Source organism: Bacillus hominis, assembly GCF_030348325.1.
Classification (GTDB): Bacteria; Bacillota; Bacilli; order Bacillales; family Bacillaceae_G; genus Bacillus_A; species Bacillus_A hominis.
On sequence record NZ_JAUCFS010000004.1, the window covers coordinates 87,677 to 113,485 of the forward strand.

At 31.2% G+C, this 25,809-nt stretch carries 28 protein-coding genes and 3 pseudogenes; 15 read left to right on the top strand and 16 right to left on the bottom strand.

Annotation, left to right across the window (positions count from 1 at the left end):
* Window positions 1–39 precede the first annotated feature (39 nt).
* The 3 genes from QUF93_RS02070 to QUF93_RS02080 all read left to right on the top strand — a co-directional run bounded on the left by QUF93_RS02070 (window position 40) and on the right by QUF93_RS02080 (window position 1,435).
* A complete protein-coding gene (locus QUF93_RS02070) occupies window positions 40–213 on the top strand; it encodes a hypothetical protein (protein WP_001025956.1) in 174 nt (57 codons plus the stop codon).
* A 243-nt stretch (window positions 214–456) separates the two neighbouring features.
* On the top strand, window positions 457–648 hold the full coding sequence (locus QUF93_RS02075) for a hypothetical protein (RefSeq protein ID WP_289361290.1): 192 nt from the start codon (window positions 457–459) through the stop codon (window positions 646–648).
* 448 nt (window positions 649–1,096) lie between these two features.
* Window positions 1,097–1,435: a DUF378 domain-containing protein gene (locus tag QUF93_RS02080; RefSeq protein ID WP_289361291.1), complete on the top strand. Its 339-nt coding sequence runs from the start codon at window positions 1,097–1,099 to the stop codon at window positions 1,433–1,435.
* A gap of 92 nt (window positions 1,436–1,527) precedes the next feature.
* Here the strand turns inward: QUF93_RS02080 and QUF93_RS02085 are convergent, their stop codons facing one another.
* Complete coding sequence (locus QUF93_RS02085; RefSeq protein ID WP_001010590.1) at window positions 1,528–1,692, bottom strand: DUF4021 family protein; 165 nt, start codon at window positions 1,690–1,692, stop codon at window positions 1,528–1,530.
* A gap of 271 nt (window positions 1,693–1,963) precedes the next feature.
* On the opposite strand from QUF93_RS02085, the gene QUF93_RS02090 reads away from it, so the two are divergent.
* Both QUF93_RS02090 and splB read left to right on the top strand, forming a co-directional pair.
* A complete protein-coding gene (locus QUF93_RS02090) occupies window positions 1,964–2,227 on the top strand; it encodes a transcriptional regulator SplA domain-containing protein (RefSeq protein WP_289361292.1) in 264 nt (87 codons plus the stop codon).
* Window positions 2,224–3,252 carry a spore photoproduct lyase gene (splB, locus tag QUF93_RS02095; protein WP_289361293.1) on the top strand — a complete coding sequence of 343 codons (1,029 nt, stop codon included), beginning with the start codon at window positions 2,224–2,226 and terminating at the stop codon, window positions 3,250–3,252. The genes QUF93_RS02090 and splB overlap by 4 nt, the downstream gene beginning before the upstream one ends.
* 447 nt (window positions 3,253–3,699) lie before the next feature.
* Here the strand turns inward: splB and QUF93_RS02100 are convergent.
* From QUF93_RS02100 to QUF93_RS02110, 3 genes and pseudogenes are all read right to left on the bottom strand, one after another.
* Window positions 3,700–3,882 (bottom strand): annotated as a pseudogene (locus QUF93_RS02100) (NAD(P)/FAD-dependent oxidoreductase); the annotation flags it as partial.
* 107 nt (window positions 3,883–3,989) lie between these two features.
* Window positions 3,990–4,313, bottom strand: a pseudogene (locus QUF93_RS02105) (IS4 family transposase); the annotation flags it as partial.
* Between the two features lie 3 nt (window positions 4,314–4,316).
* Window positions 4,317–4,847, bottom strand: a complete 531-nt coding sequence (locus QUF93_RS02110) for a CGNR zinc finger domain-containing protein (protein WP_289361294.1) — start codon at window positions 4,845–4,847, stop codon at window positions 4,317–4,319.
* A 114-nt stretch (window positions 4,848–4,961) separates the two neighbouring features.
* Between QUF93_RS02110 and QUF93_RS02115 the strand changes: the two genes are divergently transcribed.
* Window positions 4,962–6,158 (top strand): MFS transporter, encoded by a 1,197-nt coding sequence (locus tag QUF93_RS02115; RefSeq protein ID WP_289361295.1) that lies wholly within the window; start codon window positions 4,962–4,964, stop codon window positions 6,156–6,158.
* A 96-nt stretch (window positions 6,159–6,254) separates the two neighbouring features.
* Window positions 6,255–6,962, top strand: a complete 708-nt coding sequence (locus QUF93_RS02120) for an IS6 family transposase (RefSeq protein ID WP_289361296.1) — start codon at window positions 6,255–6,257, stop codon at window positions 6,960–6,962.
* Between the two features lie 1,354 nt (window positions 6,963–8,316).
* Here QUF93_RS02120 and QUF93_RS02125 read toward each other — a convergent pair.
* The 4 genes from QUF93_RS02125 to QUF93_RS02140 all read right to left on the bottom strand — a co-directional run bounded on the left by QUF93_RS02125 (window position 8,317) and on the right by QUF93_RS02140 (window position 10,911).
* Window positions 8,317–8,925 carry a GNAT family N-acetyltransferase gene (locus QUF93_RS02125; protein ID WP_289375190.1) on the bottom strand — a complete coding sequence of 203 codons (609 nt, stop codon included), beginning with the start codon at window positions 8,923–8,925 and terminating at the stop codon, window positions 8,317–8,319.
* A gap of 69 nt (window positions 8,926–8,994) precedes the next feature.
* Entirely contained in the window at window positions 8,995–9,171 is a 177-nt protein-coding gene (locus QUF93_RS02130; protein ID WP_289361298.1) for a hypothetical protein, read from the bottom strand.
* Between the two features lie 75 nt (window positions 9,172–9,246).
* Window positions 9,247–10,212 (bottom strand): tyrosine-type recombinase/integrase, encoded by a 966-nt coding sequence (locus QUF93_RS02135; protein ID WP_289361299.1) that lies wholly within the window; start codon window positions 10,210–10,212, stop codon window positions 9,247–9,249.
* 81 nt (window positions 10,213–10,293) lie between these two features.
* The gene (locus QUF93_RS02140) at window positions 10,294–10,911 is read right to left on the bottom strand and encodes a recombinase family protein (protein ID WP_098163471.1); all 618 of its coding nucleotides are present in this window, start codon (window positions 10,909–10,911) and stop codon (window positions 10,294–10,296) included.
* Between the two features lie 384 nt (window positions 10,912–11,295).
* On the opposite strand from QUF93_RS02140, the gene QUF93_RS02145 reads away from it, so the two are divergent.
* From QUF93_RS02145 to QUF93_RS02155, 3 genes are all read left to right on the top strand, one after another.
* Complete coding sequence (locus QUF93_RS02145; protein WP_289361301.1) at window positions 11,296–13,644, top strand: P-loop ATPase, Sll1717 family; 2,349 nt, start codon at window positions 11,296–11,298, stop codon at window positions 13,642–13,644.
* Between the two features lie 460 nt (window positions 13,645–14,104).
* Window positions 14,105–14,308, top strand: coding sequence for a hypothetical protein (locus tag QUF93_RS02150; RefSeq protein ID WP_081340367.1), 204 nt, complete (start codon window positions 14,105–14,107; stop codon window positions 14,306–14,308).
* A gap of 12 nt (window positions 14,309–14,320) precedes the next feature.
* Window positions 14,321–14,536 (top strand): hypothetical protein, encoded by a 216-nt coding sequence (locus QUF93_RS02155; protein WP_070179069.1) that lies wholly within the window; start codon window positions 14,321–14,323, stop codon window positions 14,534–14,536.
* 523 nt (window positions 14,537–15,059) lie between these two features.
* Here the strand turns inward: QUF93_RS02155 and QUF93_RS02160 are convergent.
* Both QUF93_RS02160 and QUF93_RS02165 read right to left on the bottom strand, forming a co-directional pair.
* The gene (locus QUF93_RS02160) at window positions 15,060–16,163 is read right to left on the bottom strand and encodes a serine hydrolase (RefSeq protein WP_070189849.1); all 1,104 of its coding nucleotides are present in this window, start codon (window positions 16,161–16,163) and stop codon (window positions 15,060–15,062) included.
* Window positions 16,164–16,385: 222 nt separating this feature from the next.
* Window positions 16,386–16,778, bottom strand: coding sequence for a thiol-disulfide oxidoreductase DCC family protein (locus tag QUF93_RS02165; RefSeq protein ID WP_070189850.1), 393 nt, complete (start codon window positions 16,776–16,778; stop codon window positions 16,386–16,388).
* Window positions 16,779–18,312: 1,534 nt separating this feature from the next.
* Here QUF93_RS02165 and QUF93_RS02170 point away from each other — a divergent pair.
* The 5 genes from QUF93_RS02170 (at window position 18,313) to QUF93_RS02190 (ending at window position 21,472) form a co-directional block, all read left to right on the top strand.
* Window positions 18,313–18,618, top strand: coding sequence for a hypothetical protein (locus QUF93_RS02170; RefSeq protein WP_070179072.1), 306 nt, complete (start codon window positions 18,313–18,315; stop codon window positions 18,616–18,618).
* A 33-nt stretch (window positions 18,619–18,651) separates the two neighbouring features.
* Window positions 18,652–18,957, top strand: coding sequence for a hypothetical protein (locus tag QUF93_RS02175; RefSeq protein WP_070179073.1), 306 nt, complete (start codon window positions 18,652–18,654; stop codon window positions 18,955–18,957).
* A 182-nt stretch (window positions 18,958–19,139) separates the two neighbouring features.
* Window positions 19,140–19,292: a hypothetical protein gene (locus QUF93_RS02180; RefSeq protein WP_157797784.1), complete on the top strand. Its 153-nt coding sequence runs from the start codon at window positions 19,140–19,142 to the stop codon at window positions 19,290–19,292.
* A 514-nt stretch (window positions 19,293–19,806) separates the two neighbouring features.
* Window positions 19,807–20,469: a DUF5819 family protein gene (locus tag QUF93_RS02185; protein ID WP_070179075.1), complete on the top strand. Its 663-nt coding sequence runs from the start codon at window positions 19,807–19,809 to the stop codon at window positions 20,467–20,469.
* Window positions 20,470–20,488: 19 nt separating this feature from the next.
* Window positions 20,489–21,472 carry an HTTM domain-containing protein gene (locus QUF93_RS02190; RefSeq protein WP_081340368.1) on the top strand — a complete coding sequence of 328 codons (984 nt, stop codon included), beginning with the start codon at window positions 20,489–20,491 and terminating at the stop codon, window positions 21,470–21,472.
* A gap of 61 nt (window positions 21,473–21,533) precedes the next feature.
* Here the strand turns inward: QUF93_RS02190 and QUF93_RS02195 are convergent, their stop codons facing one another.
* From QUF93_RS02195 to QUF93_RS02220, 6 genes and pseudogenes are all read right to left on the bottom strand, one after another.
* A complete protein-coding gene (locus QUF93_RS02195; protein ID WP_025689547.1) occupies window positions 21,534–21,833 on the bottom strand; it encodes a hypothetical protein in 300 nt (99 codons plus the stop codon).
* Complete coding sequence (locus tag QUF93_RS02200; protein ID WP_070179076.1) at window positions 21,833–22,036, bottom strand: helix-turn-helix transcriptional regulator; 204 nt, start codon at window positions 22,034–22,036, stop codon at window positions 21,833–21,835. Before QUF93_RS02200 ends, QUF93_RS02195 begins: the two co-directional genes overlap by 1 nt.
* Before the next feature lie 217 nt (window positions 22,037–22,253).
* The gene (locus QUF93_RS02205; protein WP_070179052.1) at window positions 22,254–22,571 is read right to left on the bottom strand and encodes a hypothetical protein; all 318 of its coding nucleotides are present in this window, start codon (window positions 22,569–22,571) and stop codon (window positions 22,254–22,256) included.
* Between the two features lie 158 nt (window positions 22,572–22,729).
* Window positions 22,730–23,242, bottom strand: a pseudogene (locus tag QUF93_RS02210) (DUF3967 domain-containing protein); the annotation flags it as partial.
* 679 nt (window positions 23,243–23,921) lie between these two features.
* Window positions 23,922–24,086 (bottom strand): hypothetical protein, encoded by a 165-nt coding sequence (locus QUF93_RS02215; RefSeq protein WP_289361305.1) that lies wholly within the window; start codon window positions 24,084–24,086, stop codon window positions 23,922–23,924.
* Window positions 24,087–24,212: 126 nt separating this feature from the next.
* Window positions 24,213–25,643 carry an IS4-like element ISBce2 family transposase gene (locus QUF93_RS02220; protein ID WP_080019313.1) on the bottom strand — a complete coding sequence of 477 codons (1,431 nt, stop codon included), beginning with the start codon at window positions 25,641–25,643 and terminating at the stop codon, window positions 24,213–24,215.
* Window positions 25,644–25,809 lie beyond the last annotated feature (166 nt).

Genomic DNA, 25,809 nt, shown 5'->3' on the forward strand with positions numbered 1-25,809 from the left:
AAGCAGGATTACTAACTGCGATACTAGGAGGACGTTACTATGAATATTCGTGAAGGATTAATTCCGACTACATTAGGTACAGCAGTTACAGCTGCGGGTTATGCCTTGAAGCAAACTCGTGGATCTAATAAGATGATTGCAAATACAGTATTTGGATTTGGTTTAGCTCACGTTGTTTTAGGTGTAATTGATCTTGTGGAACATCGTCGTTAGAAGAAAAGGCAAGCACATTTTGATGCTTGCCTTTTTAATATCGTCAGTATTTATTATATTTGTTTATTTTTTTGAAAGTAATCCATAAATTAAGAACGAATTAAATGATTAAATGTATTATGTCGATAAGGTGGTTACAAGGTAAATATGTATACAAGAAGGATTTTGCTATCTAGGTTAAAAGAATGGGCTCATTCCTATTAAAAGTTACCAACTGCCAAAGAAATATTAAAAGATCCCAATATGCCTGCTTTATCTACTTATGTAAGACATTTTGAAAATTGGAATGAGTCTTTAAGACAAGCAGGATTTCAACCTAGAAAAAAGTTAAGTAAAGAAATAAAACAAAGCAGGTGGTTCAATAAACCGCCTGCTTTGCCCACTTGTTATGAAACGTTAGCCATTTATATGAGCTTTTTAAAGGCTCAGGTGTAGTATGAACATACTGTTGTATATTATGCGAAATAAAAGAAGCAAGTTGTTTGAGAAAAGGTTAGTTTATGTAACATCAAAAAGCCTTTGTAGAAACAAAATAATAAATTGAGTATGTATTAGATATTTTGTGTATGAAACCATTGTTAATTTCTAATAATAAGATTGAATCCTAGCAACTAACAGGATAGCTAATATGATGCAGAAAGTACAAATAGGGTTAATTATTGCAGTACCGATAACCGCAATACCATGCAGTCTTATCGCAGTATTAAATAATAAAAACAGTAAAATGTTAGTCAAAGTTTATATTATGGTACTGGAATGTATTTATGTTGAATTATGAGCTATCACTTTGATTGAAAATCAAAGCTAACGATTCAAGCAGGAAGAATACAGAGTATTCCTGTACATAGTTTTAAAAGTTGAGACTGAAGGAGGTGTTATATGAATGAGAACTATACAGCGAATTGCCTTAGCTTTAGTTATTATTGGTGCTATTAATTGGGGGCTAATTGGTTTCTTTAAGTTTGATTTAGTAGGAACAATATTTGGTGGACAAAAAGCCTTTTTAGCAAGAGTAATCTTTGCTCTTGTTGGACTAAGTGGGTTAATGTGCTTAACACAGTTGTTTCAACCAATGAAGGATGCGAATCAAGAGATGAATCGTAAAGAATATGGAAAACCTAATTATAGTACTGAATTTGGTAAGGAAACAGATATAGTAGATTTAACAGAGAATTCGAGGGGTGCGTATAAGCACCAACAAAATACAGGGGATAAAGAGTAATAAAAAACAAGGGAACTTTGATTTCCCTTGTTTTTTATTACAATTGAAATATGTATGGAAAATAAAAGTAATATTGAAATACTAAGTATTTTTCAAATTTCCTTTTTTTGATGTTCTTTGTCTTCAATATCAGTTTCTGGCATTCCATACAATCCATTCATGGCTTGTTCTACTGGTTGAAGTCCAATTTGTGTAGTATTTGATTTTAAGTTTTTAGAATTACTACTCTCTTCTTTTTTCGAATGTGGAAAATTCATTTTTATAACCTCCAAACATTAAAGTTTTAAAAAATTAAAAGCATATGAAAAGAGTATGGCAGATAAAGATATGTATTATCTGCCAATTGAATGAACAATTAATTTAGCTATATAAGTAATAGCTAATAGATAGTATGTCATCTTTTCTATAAAATATGTAAGATGGGTGTTTTTTCCATAATAAAGAAGACATAATTATACGTATTAAAGGCAAAATTTTAGTAATGAATAACATTGCTCAGTGGATTCTATAAAAAGAAAAGGTGATGGAATGAAATTGTCTAACGAAAGTAAAACTTATTATGCTGGAGATATTGTCTATGTTTTTTACCGAAACCCCCACACACAAGATGTAGCCAATATACAAGCAGCAGCAGTTGTAAATAACCCTGAGAGACAAAATGAATTAGCATTATTTCTTTACGAAACTTATTATCCACTAACAAATGAGATGGCTGTTTATTCTACTGAAGAAGAGGCAAACCAAGCCTATACTTACTATTACGGGGATATTTCAGAGGGGATGTTAGAATGAATAAACCATTCATGCCTAAACTTGTATATTTTGAACCTAAAGCATTAGATTATCCATTAGGGAGAGAGCTTTTCGAGAAATTTTCAAAGATGGATGTTGAAATTCGGCATACTACTTCCCATAATCAAGTGAGAGATTTGCCAGGTGATAACGATTTCCAGAAGTATCGAGTAGCAAAATCTACTCTTGTCGTTGGGATTAGAAAAACACTGAAATTTGATACTTCAAAGCCTTCAGCAGAGTATGCTATTCCTTTTGCAACAGGCTGTATGGACCATTGTCATTATTGCTATTTACAAACAACCATGGGAAGTAAGCCATATATCCGTACCTATGTAAATGTCGATGAAATTCTAGAAGCTGCAGACAAATATATGGAGGGTCGTGAGCCTGAATTAACAAGATTTGAAGCTTCCTGTACATCAGATATTGTAGGAATTGATCATTTAACTCATACTCTTAAGCGAGCGATTGAACATTTTGGAACCTCGGAATATGGGAAATTACGATTCATGACGAAATTTCACCATGTGGATCACTTGCTTGATGCAAAACATAATGGAAAAACAAGATTTCGGTTTAGTGTAAACGCCGATTATGTTATTAAAAACTTTGAGCCTGGGACCTCTCCGTTGTCTAAACGAATTGAAGCAGCAGGAAAAATAGCTAGAGCAGGATATCCGCTAGGGTTCATCGTAGCTCCTATTTATCTACATGAAGGTTGGCAGGACGGGTACTATCATATGTTTGAACGCCTTGATGCTGAATTACCCCTCGATGTAAGGGATGATATTACATTTGAATTTATTCAACATCGTTTTACAAAGCCTGCTAAGAGGGTAATTGAAAAAAACTACCCTATGACCAAATTAGAATTAGATGAAGAGAGAAGAAGATATAAATGGGGGAAATATGGAATTGGAAAATATATTTATCAAAAAGAAGAAGAGGAGGATATAAAAAATCATCTTTATTCTTATATGAAAAAGTTTTTTCCAAATGCAAAATTGGAATATTTCACATAATAGGCCTCACCATACATGCCCGTCAACTTAAGAAAAATAAATGCCCCCAAAACGAAAAAATGAGCTGACTTCTCAGAGGAACTATCTGTAGAGAAAGAAAATTTTCGTTTAGGGGGTATATGAAAACCTTAGCTTGATGGCTCATAAAATCTTCTACTTATGTAGCGTATAACTAACTACGGTTTCAAAAAGACTCAACCATCGAGCTCCATTTGAATATCAAATTCCGATGGCTGCATAGTCTTTTTTACAGTTGTCTACTTGACGGGGGTAAGACCATAGGTCTGTCCGAAATATTTAAATTCTAAATTCTTAATTTTAAATTCAGTATTTGCAAATGTTGTTTCTCCTTGTTCATTACAATACCTATAACTATAAATATGTAGTTTCTATATCATTAAGTACATTAATTCCTAAATCTCTAATTTTTTTATTTACGTATACAGTCTATTTATTTAAATTAGGTCTGGACTGCAAGTATAAATTTAAATTAGGACTAGAACCTTTTATAATTACATCTCGGATAATTTTAGAAAGTACCATACTATACACTAATCCATTATCTCCATACGCATAGATAAAATAACAATTAGGAAAATCTTCATACATTCCGATTATAGGTAAGCCATCAAGCTAACAACGTAAATTACTAGATACGAAATGATTCTTGTTTCAAAACTAGTGAGTGATGGAAGAATAGGCATGCCAAAGAAGCCTACTAAAACGCAATTTTTTCACTAGGCAGCTTGTCTATGCTTCATCGTTGTTTCATACACAACCCCTAGAATATCAAAGACGGTCATCTTCTTATACCGATGACATTTACGACCGTTCTTTTTGAGCAGCTGATAAAGGCGATGCAGAATTTTCAAAAGTTCTTCTGCGCCAACAGCTATCGCTTGAAACAGTAACGGAAAGTAATCTTTAATCATATAAATCGCTTTGTATTCACTCAGCTCCTGCTTTTTCTTTTCAAGCAGAAGCTGTCGCATTTGAAACATCGTAGAAGAACAGAGGAGAATGCCGATGAGTTGTCCATATAAATGACACTCTAGGCGTTCATCTTATTTATTTTTTCCCCGGTATCTTTTCACCTTAGCAATCGTCCCACAGGCCCTACCTTTTGGCCCACCCGCATACATGCTACACCAACGTTTACTTCCGTTCTTTGAATAATCATAAAAAACCCATTGACAATCAGGACAAGTTTTAAGACGTTGCCACTGATTTAATGCAATGCTTTCTACAATAATTGTTAGCATTTCATAAAGGAAGTCGTGTTTTTTCATTGGAGAGTATTGAATTGTATTTTGATCTATAAGGGCAACCTGAATAGGATTTCTAAGTAACCATTCGCTTAAATAACTTATATCATGATTTTCAACTGATTTTCGAATGTCATAACGAAATTGATATAGGTTATCTAAGTTCTCACTAACATCAACATTAGAAAAATTTTTCTTAATAAATGCTTCTAAGTTTTTTTCGTTTTTTAAATGATCTGTCGGTTGTCTTGTATCATTAGATATTTCCCAAGTATTTAAAAAGGTACGTATAATCTCCAACCTTCCTGGCGCTAATTGATTATGTTCCATGTTAACCACCTAACTATTTTAATGATTGACGTTTTTTCTTCGTACTGATACGATTATAACACAACGTGTAACCACTTAAAAGTTTTAACGGTTAACGAAAGGAGGATTCTTACCATGACTACGCTCAAAATTCCTGTCTCCATCAGGATATTGCTTGCAGCTGTTCTATTCATGAATACGGGAAGTTTCATGATAATGCCCTTTTTCACTATTTATTTAACAGATAATCTACATTTTTCTCCTTTAGAATTAGGAACAGTATTGACTACAATTTTAATTTCACAACGTGGGTTATCAGTCATTACAGGATTTATCGGTGATCGAGGAAGTCATACCATACATGTATTGTTAGGTGTTATCGTAAGGGGATTAGGTTTTTGGTTATTTGTCTATGCGGAGAATTTTTGGTTTATAGTATTATCTTCTTTTAGTATTGGTCTTGGAGGAGCACTATTTGATCCCTCAGTAACAGCCTTTTTTGCTTCCCAAAAGGAAGAATTGAGAAAAAAAACGTTTACTTATTTTAATCAAATGCTGAATGCAGGAGTTATTATAGGACCAGCAATTGGAGCATTACTAGTCAAGATGAATCCCATATACCCCTTTGCCATAGCTGGTATTTCTATGATGATATTAGCATTTGCTATTTTTGTATATCGTAAACAATACCCAGAAACTATTAAGGACAATAAAAATATATTGGAAAGTGTAAAGTATGCATTTTCTAACACACTATTCTTAACTTTCATAGGTGTTATGATTCTGTTTTGGATTATGTTCGCTCAATTAAATATTTCATTTCCGATTAAAGCCTATGCTTTATCTGGAAATAAAGAATTAGTAAGTTCTATTTTTATCATAAATGGAATCTCGGGGCTAATATTCATGTTTTTCTTACGAAAATTATTTATCAAGTTGAATCCCATAATAATGGTTAAAGTAGGGGTTTTAATTATGGGAACATCTATAGCTATGATCCCTTTTATTCCGTCTATATATTGGATGCTATGTTGCATCTTCCTTTATACATTGGGGGAAACACTGACTTTACCAGGTGGAGAAATGGCGGTAGCTCAATTTAGTACCAATAGACCTGCTGGATTATTTTTTGGAATGTTTCAAACCTCCTGGGCATTGGGAGGATCTATAGGGAATTATTTTGGTGCATGGTTAAATAAATTTAATCATACATATTGGGCGTGGTTTATTTATTTTTTAATAGGAATTCTTGCCTTCATATTATTCCACCTTATTCATAGAAAGATGGAAACTAAAAAAGAATCATTTCAACTACATGCTCATCAACAATAACTACGGTTCTGGTGCGAAAACTTCAAGATAATTGCAAGTAATCTCTAAATCTTGGACATACTGATACTATTACTCTAAAAAAGGTGCGTGATCAGTATGGAAAAGCGAAATTTATTCAAGTGGAAGCATTATCATCATGATATTATTTTGCAAACAGTAAGATGGTACCTACGGTACAACCTGAGCTTTCGTGATTTGGTGGAAATGATGGAGGAACGGGGCTTATCCGTTGCTCATACAACGATTATGCGTTGGGTTCATCAGTATGGTCCTGAATTAGACAAAAGAATCCGTCGTCATCTCAAGCAAACCAATGACTCTTGGAGAGTCGATGAAACATATATCAAAGTAAAAAGTCAATGGATGTACCTGTATCGTGCTGTCGATTCGAAAGGAAATACCATCGATTTTTACCTAAGCAAAGCAAGAAACCACAAGGCTGCAAAGCGATTCTTCAAGAAAGCTTTGCAGTCTTTTCATATTTCTGAGCCTCGTGTCGTGACAGTCGATAAGAATCCAGCTTATCCTATAGCAGTTGAAGAATTGAGAAAAGAAAAAAAGATGCCATTAGGCATCCAACTAAGGCAAGTGAAATATCTCAATAACATAGTGGAACAAGATCATCGATTTATTAAAAAGCGAGTTCGTTCGATGTTAGGAATGAAATCCTTTCGCACAGCTACATCCATTATTTCTGGAATAGAAGCTATGCATATGGTAAAAAAAGGGCAACTTATTTTACTGGACAAGTCTGTCCAAAATCAAGTGAAGTTCATCCATCAACTATTTGGAATTGTTGCTTAAGACTAGATTCCACTAGGAAACTTTTCGCCTCTTTATATCTTTCCTAAGTATTTGCACCAGAACCAAAATAAATTAAGACATGATTTGATGATAACTACTATAAAATCCATAAAAAGATGTGCGAGGTAACAAATGATTATCTTTTCATACGTTAAAAACAATAATGTTCGTATTGCAAAACCTATCCCTAATTTTAACCTCGTCTTAAATTTAGAACGGAGTTATGTTTGTTTTTAGTGTTAAAATATAATAGCTTTATTGTCTTTTTACATATATATAGAATAAAACGTCGGAAAAACTAGTTAGAGAATTAAACAAAATCCTTATTTAAATAAAAGAACCCCCGATTGTCTGCGGGGATTCTAAGGGTAATCGTCAAGTAATGACGTACTCGACTAATTAACCATATCATGAATTTTTTGGTAAAAATACTGGTAAATGTGTCCAAATGAATAGGCATCATTTTGAACAAAAGCGTTAATTTAATAAAAAAGCAGTTAGCTTTCGCCAGGCTGCTTTGCTCCCTAATGGAGTTCTCGTTGTGTGATTTAGATGAAGATACTACCTACTAAGAAAAAAGCTCCTAGCAAAATTAGAGAATCAACTAAAATCAAGAACTGGTTTTTCTGTGGTTTTTTCAATTCCTTTATTAAGCTAAAAACTGCACTCAATCCGAAACAAATGTATAACAAAATCATTATTGTTCCTGACATAATTAACACTCCTTATATATTGATAACTTAATTATATAATGAAAAACATATACATGTAGGTTTTTAATAAAATCCTTATTTAAATAAAAATGACTGGAATGTTGAGTCAATATACTTAACATTTCAGCCGGTACTATAAGATTTTTTAAGATTAACAGCAAGATTAATAGGGTATTCCCCCTTATAAGAGAATAAGGGGGAATCAGAATTGAAACATACAATTAGTATTAGAGATCTCCCATCAAACGGAGCTCAATGCAAACTTAACATGTATTAAAGAGAAAGTAGATGTATTGTAACTGAATTGTTATCTCTCTATCCTTCCAAAAATAATAAGCATAGCGCTATAGCATTGATTTAGCGATGTAGAGATTAAGGGAAACTAAACAAAATCTTCATTTGAATAAAGTAAGCCCCCTTATAGCCAGATAAGGGAGCTTACATAGGAAAATAAGACGTAAGATTTAGAATCTCCACACCGGAGAAAATCCTAATTTAGTTTAACATGTATGAAAGAGAAGGTGGATGTCTTGTAACGGAATTGTTACCTCTATGTCCTTCCTTAAAATAATAAGCATGTAGCCAAAAAAACCATGACCTGCTGGGCATGAGGCGGAACCTTTATTGGTTAAGCAGAATCATTAACGTTGAAAATAGCGTTGTTTAATAAATGAAACTAATGACATTGTTTTATATTGTGTTTGTATATCTAACAAGGAAGATTGGAATTTATTTTGGAAGTCATCAAGTGCATTATTATGGTGATTTTTTTGCTTAGTCATGAAAGCGAAATACATGTTAGATATTCTACTTTCAGTATCTGTACAGAAAATATGAAAATCATTTCTTTGCACTATTAGATTAAAGTACCCATTTTTTACAGTGAATCCAACTTTTGTATAAAAACCTATTAAATATTTTTCATCAAAGAATGTATTCATCTTACCTCTGAATTGGAGTTCATAACCAGGATAACTAAAGTAGGCCCATCTGAATATGGAGTATGTCATAGCTGTTCCAACCCCCTTTCCGATAGGATCAGCATCTAAACTTTTAATAGAAATTCGAATTATTTTTTTTGAATGATCTTCTTCAATACTACATGAAGCAGTTCCAGCCTTGGAATTATTCAGGCAGTCACGAAATTCTAAGTCGAAAGAGATGTAGTCTAACCGTTCTTTAATACTAGTAAATGAACTTTTTAACATTTGACCATTTTTGGTCATAATTATTGGGATTATAGTTATCATAGTTTAAATTAAGTCCTTTCTACATTAAAGTATCCTAATTTGACTAACCAATATGTTTATAGCGCTATGCTACTTTTTCCCTGGGCTTATTTCTATCATTTGAATTTGAAATATATCTCTGTCCCCTATTCCCAAGACACGCATTTCTTCTTTAAATGAACGCCAGGGTTCAATCTTAATAGATTTAGTAGTTTTATCTACTAGCGTATACTCATGTACGGAATATGATTTTTCATTTTTGCTCATTTTAATTTCTCCAAACCTCCTTAAAATAATTGAAAAACTTTAGGTGTATAAAAATTACATATTAAGTACTGGTTTTCAATTAGTATTTGCATGACATTGCTTATAGTAATTGTAATATCTTTTTAAGGATAAGTGAGACTTAAAGCCGATTTGCTGTATAATGTGTTCAGGGTTATTTTTCTGTTTAATTTTACTTAAAATAAAGGTGTTTCGAAAATGTTGTGCAGAAATTCCCTTTCGAAGATTGGCACGTTTCACTTCTAAACGAATCATTTTTTGAACAGAGATTTCAGTCAAAAATTTTGGTGCATCATCATCATAGCTCCAATGATATGTTCCACGAGTGTAGTCAAAAGCAACAAATAGTGGATCATTGCTGTGATATTTAGGGCGGACAGGTTCAGGGATGGTTTTATAGTAATAGTATAAATGTAATTTATCTTCTTCTTTTAAATCGATTGTACGGTTTATTTTTGAGCTTTCCGGAATAGATATCGTGTTATTCTCGAAATGAATATGTTTCATTTGCAAAGAAACAAGCTCCTGTAAAGATAATCCATAATCTAAGAGTAATATAATAATAGAAAGATTGCGTTCCAATAACATTGGGCGTGTAGCTTCCTGTTTGTCAGTTAGATTCGCTAAGGAAGAAACGACTTCTTTTAAACGTTTTTCTTCTTTAGAAGATATAAAATCTTTGTCTCTTAATGAACGATCTGGCTGATCTATTTGTATTACACTTTCTATCGGGCTTGGTAGATCTAGTGATTCATAAAGTCGATTCAGGGCAATATAAATACGGTGTATAGTCTTATCTGAATAGTGACGTTCTTCTTTTAGGTAATGAAAAAATTCTTTGAAGTCTTTTTTGTTTAGGGATTCCCATATCTCTTCATCAATGACACGATCGGTAGTTTCTAACCATGTTAAAAAGTGTTCCACATCATACATATATCTTTTAATTGTTGAAGGTTTTCTTCCTTTGTGTAATAAGTAATCAGTAAAAATTTGTGTTGTTTTTTCTAGATTTGTAGTAGACATATTTTTAACCACCTCATTCCGTGAATTTTGAATGGCTTTAATTTTCGTCTTTTTCATTTCTTCTATTAATATTGGTTTGAATTACTTTCTATTTTCGTATCTTTTAACTACTCTGTAGAATGTAGAGCTACTAGGAATATTGGATTTCTTCATAGCAGCTGTAGCTGTAATTTTACCTTCTTTCCATTCATTATAGGAATTGATAAAGTCCTGTGTAATTTCAGTTTGAGGTCTTCCTAAGTGCTTTCCTTGTGCTTGAGCTAAAGCGATCCCTTCAGCTTGACGTTGTTTAATGTCTTGGCGTTCTTTTTCAGCAAATGCTGATAGGATAGTTGCAGTTGCTTTTTGGATAGCGCTTTGAATGACATCATTTGTTGCATTACCATTATAGGTTACATTTATAAATGGCTCTTTTAAAAACTCTAAATTTATTTTTTGATCTTCGTAATACTTAAATTCTTCTAAAATGTCATTCATGGTTCTCCCTAACCTTGTTAATGAATCAAAAACGATTGTATCACCTGTACGGGCATATCTTTTCATTGCCTGATAGTTTTCCCTATCCATATTACTTCCAGTTTTTTTATCGATAAATATATCTCGTTCTTCAATTCCATTATTTCTCATATTTACAATTTGTCGTTCTTCATTTTGGTCTTTGCTGGAAACACGAACGTATCCGAATTTTTTTGTATTCAAAAAATAACAACCTCTTTCAAAGTAAGAATCTTAACATTATTCAATCTAGTTCTCTAAAATTATACTAAAAATGTACCAAAAGGTACATGGTGTTTTTGAAGTGTATCAAAAATGTGTTTTTAACCTTTTGAAGTATGCGTTTTAATAGGTTTTATGCATTCCCAAAAGGTGTACCTTTTGATAGTGTATGAATGTTAGGTGAAATTTGATTAAAAGATTAATAGAAGACATGAAAATGTTATTTAAAAAGAATATATGGATTAATTTATAATTTATATTGGGAATATGTTACTCTAGATATAAGATCTGTAATGATTTAATTTTTAAAATTTTTTAAAGATAGGTGTTTCTATACATAATAATGCTAAAGGGGATTGGATTATTGTGAAAAGTAAAAAAGCGTTTTATGCATATTCTTCCAACAGTGATGATTTACTTGAGGATATCAGGGAAGCGGTTAAATTAATTAATGATTCTCAAGATATTGAAATTACAACATGGGAGAAGTTATCAATTGGTGGTAAATACATTATTGATGGAATCCTAAGTGCTATTGAAAGATGCGACTTATTTATTTGTGATTTAACTTATTTGAATTTTAATGTGTTGTATGAACTAGGATATGCTATATCAAAGAAGAAAAAAATATGGATTACTCTTAACACATCTCATGATAATGCGGTTGCAAATTATAAAAGCCTTAGTGTAATGAGCACTATTGGCTATTCTGGGTATGAAAATTCTCAGCAGCTTGCGGAGAAATTTTTTTCAGATGTGCCCCATGAATATTCAAAAACAATAGATATTAAACCAAATAAAATTGACATTTCAAAAAATATTCTTCACTTAAAATGTGAAGCTAATACGAATTCTTCTAATATTGTAAATTCAATATTGAATAAGGCGAAGTTACCTAGAAAAGTTGACGACCCTTATGAAGGAGTTCAGCCACTAAATTGGTATTTAAACCTCTTACCCAATTCACTAGGGGTTATAGTCCACTTCCATAAAATGAACACTCAAAAAGAAAGCCAAATAATAACAGCAAGAAAAGCACTAGTAGCTGGTCTATCTATTGGATTAGGAATAAAAACATTATTATTAGCACACGCCCCCTATAATCCACCTTTGGATTATCAGGATATTTTAAAAGTACATTCTAACAGTACTCAATGTGAAGAATATCTTAAAGAATTTCTCCAACCTATTTTAGAAGAGCATAGGGATTCTGAGGAGGAACATAGGGAATACCGAGCAGAGCTAAAAGCATTGGGTAAACTATCGAATTTAATTATGGGGGATTATGTAGCTGAAAATGAAAATCAAGATTTGATGGAATATTTCCTTCAAACAGCTGAGTATAAAGAAGCCTTAACTGCACAACAAGTTTTATTTGTAGGTAGGAAAGGTACTGGTAAAACTGCTAACTTAATAAAATTAAAGAATGATTTATCAGTAGATAAAAGAAACTTTATAATTACAATACAGCCCCAAGGACATGAATTTGAAGGGGTTTTAGGCATACTTAAAACCTTACAGAATAGTTCTGAACAAGGACATTTAATTGAGAGCATATGGAAGTATCTTATTTACACTGAAATGGCAAAACAATATTTTGATTATTTAGAGGATCAACCATTACATCGCCAAAGAACAGAAGAAGAGGTTCATTTTATTGATTTTGTAAAACAGAATGAACGTTTTATAAATGCAGATTTCACGTTAAGGTTAGAGAATATCGTTTCTAATCTAAATTCATTAGACCAAGTAGATTCAATGGAGCAGCAACGTTTAAAGGTTAGCGAATTTTTACATGATACAATGATTAGGCATTTAAGAGATCATTTAGGAATTTTATTGAATAAAAAAGAAAAAGTTAGTATTCTAATAGACAATTTAGATAAATCATGGAATGATAATGCGGATTTAGAGCATTTGAGTAACCTATTATTTGGACTATTAAATGTTATTCATAAAATTACAGCGGAATTTCATAGGTCCACTTATAAGCATGTGAGTGTGAATCTGTCTTTAATAGTATTTTTAAGAAGTGATATTTTTTCAAGGATTATGAGCTATGCACCTGAAAGAGATAAAATTCCGATAAAACATTTAACTTGGTCTGAACCACGTTTACTATTCCGAATAATTGAAAATAGGATTGATTATAGTAGTAATAGTGTATCGAGCCCAGAAGAATTGTGGTGGAAATATTTCTGTGAAAAAGTAGATGGTCTCCCATTAAAGGACTACATTGAAAAATTAATTATCCCTCGACCACGTGATATAATATTCTTGTTTAAATCAGCACTTCAAGAAGCGGTCAATCGAGGACATACATTGGTGGAAGATGAAGACTTTAAATCGGCTGAACGTTCTTATTCTGAGTACGCTTTGCAATCGTTGTTCCCTGAAAATGGTAATAGGGTTGAGGATTTAGAATCAATATTATATGAATTTGCAGGTGAAAATTCAATTATTAATCAGGAAGAATTAGAAGAATGTTTACAGAGAAATAGTGTGCAAAATATCCCTGAAATAATAGGCATTCTTTGTGACATGACTTTTCTTGGACAAGAAGTTCAGGAGGGGAAATTTGAGTATTATAATGAAAAAAGACCAAAGCAAATTACAGATAAGCTAGCCCAGCGGTTATCTGTAAAGAAAGCGCGATCTAAGAGATATACAATACATCCTGCATTTCATGAATATCTTTCAATTGAAAAAGTTTAAAAGTAATTGTTAGGAAAACATATAATCTCATTTGTATAATAACTAAAAATGACGTTTTTCAATGGGATTTAAATGAGTGTAAATAAATAATTCTATTGTATAGGGCATGCTTACCTATTCTGAATGGGATTTAAATAATATTTTAAAAGTTTTTCAATTTAGAGGAAGACACTCGTGAGGGTGTCTTTTTAGTCTTAGCTTATGGTTCATATCATACGTATCGGCAAGCTTATGGGTTAAAAACTAACTCACGGCAAAGTTATGCTTCCATTTTCTTTGGACAATTAGATAAATATCTTCTAAAATAAGCGATTTCCGGCAATTTTATGATTCCAACTGCGGTAAAATTATGAGTAAAGTGACATCTAACTCCTCTTTATGGTAATTCATTTTGTAAATCCTTGTATTTAAATGTATAATTATATAAAAAGTTCTAAAAATTTGAATCGAGGTGAAAATCATGAGAAGTTTTAGTTCATTATTGATCTCTACTATCTGTTCAACAATCCTTTTAGTTTGGAATTCGCTTTCTTTCTATACTGGATTCACAAAAGGACATACATACTACTGGGTTAACGGTATCATAGCCTTGGTTTTCCTTCTATTCTTTGTCTTAAATATGCGAGATATCATCAAGAAAAACTACAGAACATCAGGACAATAGGAGTTGATACATATGTGGGAAAGATTTAAAAACTATAAGTATTCCTCAAAGGAATTAAAGTTCATGCTTTGGTTATTTGGTATTACTTGTTTTGTACACTCGGTCGCTTTCTTTGGTGGACTATTTTCTTCTGAGTTCCTTTGGTTTAAAGGTCTTTGCGCTATTGCAGCATTACTAGCTTTTATGGATGTTAAGCGGAAAATCAGTAAACATAAGATAGCATTGTGAAAAGGAGCCATTACAGGTTCCTTTTTTCTATGCAAAATAAAAAAAGCAGCGGATTCGCTACCTCTCCATGTTCATCCACCCCACGGTAATTTTTAATTTAAGTATTGGAATTCTCTAAATCTCGATGTATTATATTTTCGGGTCTTACTTATATAAATCATTATCAGGAGAATCTGCAGGTTTGCTGTTGATTTGAAATAAAGTTTAATCAAAAAAGCTCCACAAACACATATTATATGGTAAATAAGAAGACTCCATTTTGAAAAAAGATTAATCAAAATGGAGTCTTTTGTTAGAAATCTGCATTTAGTTTTTATAAAAAAGATTGATCAAAACTCATGAACATATTATCTATTATAATCGTTTACATATAGCATATAGTCCATTCTCTTCTTTAAACACTATAGAAACTTTATTGTCATTTTAAAATATGGGTTCATTATTTTTAAATTCTTGGACAAGAGAATTCAGGTGCTTTCTATTCTATACGGCTATAGCACATAGAATGCAATTTTCTCTTTTATCATGCCAATTCCATCTTTATCTTTCCCCTAAATTCTTCATTTTTTAATGTTTTTAAATTAAATTCATTTAGACTCTTACGTAACTTGAAAGCATCAATTCTATTTAACTCGTTTGCCATAAATACAATTTCAAATGAATCGCCTTTTTTATTTGTTGCATATAAGCCATTAGTTAAAACAAATGCAGTAGAACCACCCTTTTGTCCTGCATGTAAAAACAATTTTTTATTATGTTCATTTTCTATTACAGTCTCTAGAATTTTGTCCAATTTTTGATGCACTAATTCATCATAATAATTTTTGGAATTAATTTTTTCTAGCAAAGAGATATAATCAGAAGCTGCTGCTGATGTCAAACGATTTGACCAATTCTTTTGCAAGTCTAGTGAAAACATATTCAAATTCGGCAGCTGATGTTCATTTTTCATTAATTCATTTATTTTAAACGCATACTTCTTATATTCTTCTTGAGAGAGATTATTTAGATGTTTTACTAATTCCTTCTTACTTAAATTAAATTTCTCCTGCAAGAATCCTGGAATATATAAAGCTGACACAAATGGATATACTTCTTCATGATGTTTAAGACCTAATTCCTTTATATTTTGATTAATATTTTCAATCCCAAGTATATTTATTAAATATTCTGTATTTGCATTCGAACTATATTGTAACATTCCCCTTGCTATATTCTGTAAAGTTACACAATCATTTTTAATCTGATTATTTTGTATCATATCCTGTTCCCATTTTGGATGTGCGCCACCATCTGTGTTTTTGATATAATATTTCTTTAATTCGCTTAAAGAAATATATTCGTTTTCATTAATGATCCCGTTAGCACTTTGTTTAGCAAATTCAATAGCAATTATTAATTTAACCATACTTGCTAACGGTAACCTCTTATCTTCATTAATAGAACATAGAATTTCATCATTTTTTTTTATAATTAATGCACATGTATTCTTCTGTGCGTTTTCTTTAATATACGACAAAATATATTGTGGATCCGTTTTATTCATATCCTTCCTCGCTTGCATAAACACAATAACCAAAACCACTATACAAATAACTACAATCCCTAACAAAACATTAATAAACATTATAAATTTCTCCTTATTTAATTTTGACTTATATTTTTTGAATTGATATAAATACCAGATTTAATCGATTACTAGGAGGAATCTATCCAATTAAATAAATACCTACTTCAAAAAAAAGAAATAAAAACCACCATTCCTTTCTTTAATTCGCAAGAAAGAATAGCGTATTTATTTCAATATAATCCATAACAATACAGTGTTAATCTGAAGACAATCCTGAAATTAATCCAGGAATCTTTTTCTTATTTCTGGTGATGGTAACATACAATGTTCTTGCTTACCAAACCACCTGTATCTATTTTTTGCGAATTTTTCGTAACAAAGGTTCCGAATCGGCTTTGGAATTAATAGAAAGATAATAAGAAATTTCCATATACCTTTTAAATTTTTACAAATGTTTAGTATAGCATCTGATTTAATATAACTATTATTTTTGTCTATTAATACTATGCTATCTATTGTTTCATCTATTTCATACTTTTTTAACAATTTTTTACCCAATTCACTTTGAAGCGATGCGAATTGAAAATATCCTTTAGGATCTCTGTTAATAATAAATTGAACACTCTGATTACAGAAATTGCAATCACCATCAAATAGTATAATACTTTGCATAATTTTCTCCTTTCGGTAATTAATAGTATCTTATATGATTATTACCAATATGTATTATCTTAATTTAAATATTAAGAATAAAAAAACTGGCAGACTTAAAAAAATATATTTTAATACTAAGAGATACTCTATAAAAGTTTTAAATATCGACTCACATATATGTACACCAATATAGTTGTAACATATATTGTGGAAAAGCCCATTATACTCCTAGTACAATGGGCTGAGCCTTGAAAGTTAAATTATCCAAGACATTTGTGATGGTAATAACAATTTAACATAAATATACAAAAAAGTGAAATTACTCATGATGAAAAAATTTTAGAACATGTGGATAAAGTTTATGGACTTACTAAAAGGTATTTAGAACAAAGAGAGAAAAATTCAAAATATAAACATGCTATGACCGAATCATATATTTAGCAAAAAACACAACTTTTTTATTTTTTTACATTAATTACAAAATATGTTATTTATATCAATTTCAATATGGTACAATATTTTTATACAAATGAGGGATATTATGCCATACCGATCAGTAATTAAGGCGGCTTGGAAATACATATTTAATAGATAGTATGATATAATATTTGATTTTCAAATAGCCTGAAAAAAGGTCTATTTTTAGTTTGTTTTTTAACAAGCCTATCTCTATATAATTTAATGAATGTTCTTTTCTGCTCAAATGATCTGTAATTAAAATATGGAAGTGATTAATATGGGGCTTGTTGTTTTGTATAATAAAATTCCTAGCCATTATATATTTCGAATTACTCTTAATGTGGTACGTGAAATTATATGAATGGACTAATTATATTTCCTTTTCAAATCACTAAAAAACTATGTATGGATTTCTTTCATCGAACACATAGTCAAGAAACTACTAAAATCTCGCCGGGAAATTTAATATTCAGCCCATAATATTAATAACGTGGTAAGATAATATAGAAAGCGATTTCATTTTTTTATAATTATTAATCAATTAATTTCACATAAATAATAGGGATAACACCTAATCTTTATATTTATCATTTAGCTATTAATATATCGAAATAATCAGAAAAATAACAAAGAAAAAAAGTTGTTTCCTACTTTCCCCAGTACAGAACAACTCGCAATTACTAAAAAAGATGCTTATAAAGCATGTTTTATTGCTTTATTAAATATAGTGTACATTTTTTAAAGCGATTTTTCAATAGGCTTGATTTCCTATAACTAAAAAAAGAAACCGGCCTTTTTCTTTTTGTCTCTAAAAGGAACAATAATATCGTGAGTAATATAATTAAAAGACGTCATACAAATCAAGTATGTTTTTACATTTAAAAATTAATATATCGTTATATCTTTATATAATTATGATATTTATTTATATAATTATACTGAATTGTTACATTTTTTTTAAAAATATGACAATTTTTTGTCTTTTTTTACAAAATTCAAAAATTTCGAATTTTATGTGTACTTATTCTCCTTAAAATGTAATAATCTGGATGTATCATATTTTTTACAAGAAAATATTAGGAGGTTTTTCAAAATGAAGAACAAATTAATTGGATCAGGATTGGCATTATCTTTACTATTAGGTGGAGCAGCTTTTAACTCTACTGCAGCTAAAGCTGCACCAATCGATGAAGCAAAAAATATTACTGTAGAATCAAAGCAAAACATTGAACCACCAAAAGAATTCGCGGCAATGTTAGGACGAGCTGCAGCAAAAGGAGCTGCTTGGGGAGTTGGATGGGTTGCAGGTGAAAAAGCTGCAAATGCTGTATTTGGAAGTAGTTCATCAGATGCTCCTAGCTATGAATACGAAGATGTAAAATCATCTTTCGATCAATAAATCCTATAAAAGTAAATCTAAAGGAGTATTAAAATGAAAAATAAATTAATTGGATCAGGGTTAGCACTTTCTTTACTATTAGGTGGAGCAGCTTTTAACTCTACTGCAGCTAAAGCTGCACCAATCGATGAAGCAAAAAATATTACTGTAGAATCAAAGCAAAACATTGAACCACCAAAAGAATTCGCGGCAATGTTAGGACGAGCTGCAGCAAAAGGAGCTGCTTGGGTAGGGGGATATTTAGCAGGTGACAGAGCTGCACGAGCAGTAATCGGAAGTAGTTCATCAGATGCTCCTAGTTATGAATACGAAGATGTAAAATCATCTTTTGATTTGTAGATTTATTCTTTAGGGGGTCGAAGACAATAATAAAAAAAATAATTGGATCGGGATTAGCACTTTCTTTACTATTAGGTGGAGCAGTTTTTAACTCTACTGCAGCCAAAGCAGCTCCAATCGATGAAGCAAAAAATATTACTGTAGAATCTGCAAACCAAAACATTGAACCACCAAAAGAACTCTTGGCTGTTGCACATCGCCTTGCAGCAAAAGGAGCTGCTTGGGTAGGGGGATATTTCGCACATCAAAAAGCTGCACGAGAAATAACTGGAAGTAGTTCATCAGATGCTCCTAGTTATGAATACGAAGATGTAAAATCATCTTTTGATCTGTAGATTTATTCTTTAGGGGGTCGAAGACAATAATAAAAAAAATAATTGGATCGGGATTAGCACTTTCTTTACTATTAGGTGGAGCAGCTTTTAACTCTACTACAGCCAAAGCAGCTCCAATTAATGAGGAAACTATTGCCGTAGAATCCTCAAATGAAAATATTCAGCCACCACAAGAATTTTTCGCCGCAGCAGGACGAGCTGTAGCTGCAGCAGGTGCCTTTAGTGTTGGAAAAGCAGTTGGTAAAGCAGTTGCTAATGCTGCCTTTGGAAACAATAGCACTAATAGTCTTGATTATGAAGACATAAATATAACTTTTGACTATTAATTGTTTGTTTACTATGCAAAACATAATTACGAGCCTTTCTTACTACAAAGTAAGAATTGGCTCGTTTAACTATGTAACTATAAAATTCATTACATATATATAATTAATATTTTATACCTTAAATAAAAAAACATAAACTTTTATCTTGAAATCAATAAAAGCTTAAAAAAATTAGTGAGGTGATAATAATGTGGAAAAAATTAATAGCTGGATTATTATGTACAGCTTTCATATTTCATTTTGCCATAACCCTTATTTATAATACTCCATCTAATCCTATAAAAGCTAAATACAATAAACAATTATCAGCCTATATGGATCCTATTTTCACTCAAAACTGGAGACTATTTGCTCCTGCACCAGTAACAACAAATAGTAAATTTTTTGTAAAAGCCAAAATCAAATCAGATAATGATACTACGACTACTGGTTGGATCGATATTGTTGACTACATGATTAAGGAAAATCAAGAAAATAGATTTACACCATATAATCGTTTATTACGAATTCCTAGAGGTGCATTTGCTTTAAGACAAGAAAGCGATGATACAATGCAAGAGGTTATCAAAAAAATAAACAACGGGAAATTAGATAAAGAAGAATATAAACATTTAGTTGAAAATGAAAGAAGTAAAAATGCTGAAAAAATATCAAATAATTTATTAAACAGATACGCTGAAGCACATCTTAAAAGCGCCTATCCTAATAAAGATATTATAGAATTTAAAGTTCTTCTTGTAGAATCTAACCCAATACCTTTCTCAAAAAAAGAAGAAAAAAATCCTAATAATGAAAAACGTTATATTGAACTTGATTGGGCAAAACCACAAAATGTTATATCTATGTTCTAGTACAAAGGAGTGAAAAACAATGATTAATAAGTTGATTTTATTAAATCAAAAAAAACATATGCTTATAGGAGCTAGTCTAATCCGAATTGCATTTGGATTTATCATTCTTTATAACTATACAATTCATTACTCACAACGTTACTTTTTATGGGGATCTAATGGCTTAATGAGTATGGGAAACCTAAGTCCAGAAGAACGTTTTTTTAACAATTTTTCTCTATATAGTCTCAGTACATCTAACTTATATTTCAATATTATCTATCATTTAGGGATTTTAATAGCAATACTTTTTTTATTTGGTTATAAAGGAAAAATAATATCATTCCTAAATTTCATTTTCATCTGGTCTTTAATGACTCAAAATAATATTATATTAGATGGTGGAGATAATATTTCTCGTATATTACTATTCTATTTATTATTCGCTAATACTACTCAATACTTTTCATTAGACTCTTATTTAAAAAATAAAAAAAATATAAATCCATCTACAACTACTAATACTGAAAATATTTCTTTAAGAAATTTATTACATAACTTATCCATACTCGCATGTCTTGTTCAAGTAAGTATACTATATCTTACTTCAGGTCTTCATAAAGCAATGGGTGAATTATGGCAAAATGGTACGGCTTTATATTACGTTTTACAAGTTGATGAATTCTCTCATCCTTTCTTCAAGAACTTAATACATTCATCTGATCTAATGTTAGTTACAGGATCTTATATAACAGTAATTGTACAATTAGCTTTTCCATTTTTATTATTTAATAAAAAAACAAAATATATTGGTATGATGGGCATAATTGGTATGCATCTAGGTATCGCTATAGTAATGGGACTCTTTAGCTTTTCATTTATTATGATATCTAATCAACTTCTATTTTTAACAGATAAAGAATATAAATCCATATTTACTTATTTAAAACAAAAATATAACAAAGCTTTAACGATTATACAAAAAAGAAAAAAATCACCAGCCGAAATTCACCAACAACTATAAAACCAAAAAAAAAATAACACTTTACATAATTCCTATTTCAAATATAAAGTGTTATTTTTTTTTATGCTTTTCGAACAACTGCTAAATAAACAGACGAAGCTATACTTTGAATAAAAAATACAAGCATTACGTAATAAATAAAATATTCCTTATCCATTAACTTAAATATTGCTACAACTACTACTCCAATTAAAATACCAAAAGATAAAATCTTATAAGATAAAGACTTCACCTTAAAAATAAGTATTTGACCTCTCTCATCTTTCGACTCCATCTGCCTTTCAAAAGATCCTTTATAAAACTCTGCTATAAAAACTAATGCAACTAAAACCAAAACTAAAGTTACAGCAATATTACCCATTATTTATCCTCCTCATAACGAAATACATCATTTATATCTTTTTCCAACGAATTAGCAATTTTAAAAGCCAATACTAAAGAAGGGTTATATTTATTTTTTTCTAAAGCTACTATAGTTTGTCGACTAACATTTACTTCATCTGCTAATTGCTGTTGTGTCCACTTTTTTTCAGCTCTTCCTACCGCTATATTATTCTCAAGCATGTCTTCCCTCTCTTCTATCGTATAATTTCCACTAATTGGATTGTAATATATTTCATACAAAAAGTAAATAATTTTTTACAATTAAACTGAAAAATAAAACAACTAAAACCCTAATCAAAAATTTATAAATAAAAAACCAATTCCTATAAATCAAAAGAATTGGTTTTTTATTAAAAAATAATAAAGAATATATAATTTCTTACTAAGTATATATTCTTTACTTATATTTATTTAAAACACCTTCATAATAAGATACAACAGAATGCTTTGAATATTCTTTGTGAGTCAAATATAAAATCCCTTTATAAATACCATCATCATATAAAAAATCATTTGGTATTTTTAATGATGAACCAAGAGGAGAAACAGGAAATACTTTAAAACAACTTTTTACATATTTATTTTCTTCTACATTTTTTTCGATGTCTTTGCATATCCCGTTATTAACATAATAAGATTCATCTGCACGTATAGAATTTCCTCCTATAACAAAAGAAACTAATACTAACAAACTTAAAACACTTTTTTTAAACATATGAATCCCCCTTTATAATATTTGTGTCTATCAAAAATAACTTATTTAAAAAGTTACATAACAAATACAAATATTTACCTAATTCCCCAAAAAACCACAAAAACCTTTTTAAAATTTATAAAATAAGAAAAATATAATCAACAAATTTTAAAAAAATACTATTTCCAAAACTCATACCATCTCTTATCTTTACTTGCTGAGATCATCCTCTTAACTTCTTGAACTTCTCTAATTGTTTTTAAAAGTATTTCATCACGACTTTGATTCTTCACTATCTCTTCGCTAGAGTTCATTGCTATAAAATTCTGAGAATCCTGTATCGATTGTATAGCGTTCAATAATTCCAATTCTCTTTGTATAAATCTTTCATCTTGCTCCATTAATCGTTTAGTTAATTCCTGAAGTAAATCATTTTGCTTTTCAATGATCTCTTTTTGCTCTTGGATCATCGTCTGTAGCGGTGTAGCGTTGAAATTAGGTTCTTCATAGCGCTCAACGTCATGTCGTTCTAATGGCAATACTTCAACACCTTGATGCCATGATACTATTTGCTTTGTAGCATTTTCTAATGTCATGTCTGTATCGTTCTTTAGATTTATAACCTTACGAAACACCATTACATCACTTTCTCTATACTTCCTATGCCCACGTTCATTCTTAATAAAAGTATAACTTCGCTATAGCAATGATATACCCTTTTTCCTAATAATTCACGTACCACTTGTTTCAAACTCTTAATTTCCATAACCTTTACATAATAGATTTATATAATTCCTATTACAAACTCAATTTTAAAATTAAATACTCATAACAACCAAATCTTTTTTATTTATACAAAATTTCATGCAAAAAAAAGAAGAATCCTTGTTTATACAAGAATTCTATGAAAAAACTTACTACCGATAATAAGACGTTATATTAACTAACCATAAATAAGTATTCATCACAAAAAATCCAGATCTTTGCTTATCATTTTACATAATCCCACTTTGGTTTTTGCCCTTTTCTGGGGGTCCCGTCCTACACTTTTTATTCCACGGTTCACTTGACCATGAGCCTCTACACCCTCAAACTCCCAAAGATAACCCCAGCGGGCAAAAACCGCCCTTCTGGGGCCACCTCTGGTGAGTTTGCATGAGGGTGCCCCTCATGGTCAAGTGACTTTCGCGGCATAAACGTTACAGACTCAGTGATCGACCCTTCTCTAGTTGTTCCCCCATGTATTCCTATTACAAAACCTCTCATATCTAAATTAATATATTGTATAATGTACTTGATTCTATGTGATATCACATAGAATCAAGTACATATTCTCCCCTACGGGGAGCCCGGTTTATCGCCTTAACGGCTTTAAACCGGGAAGATCAAGAGCATTCCACGAATCGTTTTACCGTCCTTCTTCCTGTAAAACTCAAGCAGGCGGATTTTGCCCTGCGGGATTTCGCATTCCTGGAAGCTCTGCATCAGGAATGCCTCTTTTTCTAATTCAGCTTTCGCTTCTTGGGGTACCGCCACACATCCATCAACTTAACGTATATTTTTATACAAAATGCGGTCTTTCCACGTAGTTTTTTATTATCTTTTATAGATGTTATAAAAGTAGGCACATCAAATAAACCCTGACGGGTTTCAAATTTTTCGCTATGCTACCTGATGGGCAGAAGTGGTATACTCATACACAACACCTAAAATATCAAAGACTGTTTTTTTCTCATATCTGTGAGATTTTCGTCCGTTTCGCTGTAGGAGGTTAAACAGACGAAGGAGAATCTTTGATAATTCTTGGGTGTTTTTATGTAGTGCTTGATGAAAAAGTAAGAAATAATCTTTAATTATGTACATCGCTTTATATTCACTTAGTTCTTTCTGTTTCTTACGTAACAGGAGTTCTCTCATTTTAAACATAGTAGAAGAACATAATAGGATACTAATGAGTTGTCCATAAAGGTGGCATTCTAATCGCTCTTGTTTAATAGATTTACAACGATGAATTCGAAACCAAGATTTCCATATTTTAAATAACAGCTCAATTTGCCAACGCAGTGAATATAAATCATAGATTTTCTCTTTCGGTACCCATTCCGTAGGAATGTTTGTCATATATACCGTAATTCCTTGTAAAAGTTTCGTACGCTCTGTATATGTAATCCCTTTTTTCTTTTCGCGAATAGCTCGATCATGTAGACGTTTCTGTTTTTGCTCCTCTGTACATCTATAAACCACAATGCGAGTGGGTAGTTTGTCTTTGCTCCCTACATATACATCATGTAATTCATACACTTGGCCAGGTTGTAATTGGTTCATGATGTCTTCCAAATGAATTTGTATATATACCGGTCTCAATTGAGCAGGTTTTGTTTTAAATACCACTGTTTCGAATTCTTTTCTATATATTTTAGTTGGTAATTTAAGACGCGATAAATAATACCCTTCCTTATCTTGGATCGATTTAAAGTCTTGTAAACGAAAATACCCTAAGTCACGAATATATAGTTCATTCTTTTGTGTCATGTCCATTCGAGTCGCCCCATATGCCTGATCACTTCGTTTTCCTGGTTCAATTTTCACATCAGAAAACTCTCCACTCAACAAGTCATACTCTAATTGAATTTTCACACCAGCTGTATGACTACAGCCTCCGGCACCAGGATAAGTAGCTGCGAATCGATCTGGAACTTGAAAGGTTGTAGAATCAAGGATGCGAATCCGCTCAAAGTAAGCAGAAAGAGAATGAGAAATTGTAGATGATCCTCCAATTTTAGCTTGTAGAAGTGTAGTAAATACATTTCGAAAGAAGGCTACAGAAGCCGAGTTAAATCGTCGATTCAGTCCCTCAGGACTTAATAAAATTCCTGTTGAAGTTTCTAATTGACTACAAAGTTGAGTAAGAGAGGTTGTAGCGATTTGTTGATTTAACCATACACACAAAGATAAAAAATGGTGCCCATGGCACTTACGTTTTCGTTTCATTCCACCTGCTTCTATAGCTAATTGATTAAGTGTAGCGGGAGACATATATCGATATAACTCTTCGGCAAATAAAGACAGCTCTTGTTTTTGATGCATATTCATAAAAAGCACGTCACCCTTTCTCATTAACATAAGAGAATAGTAACGTGCTTTTAAGTTTAAGAATAGTCTAAATCCTTAAGTTGATGGATGTGGGGTATCGCCACATTTCCATTAACTTAAGAAAACAAGTTATCCCCAAAAAGAGAAAAATAAACCTCGATGCTAT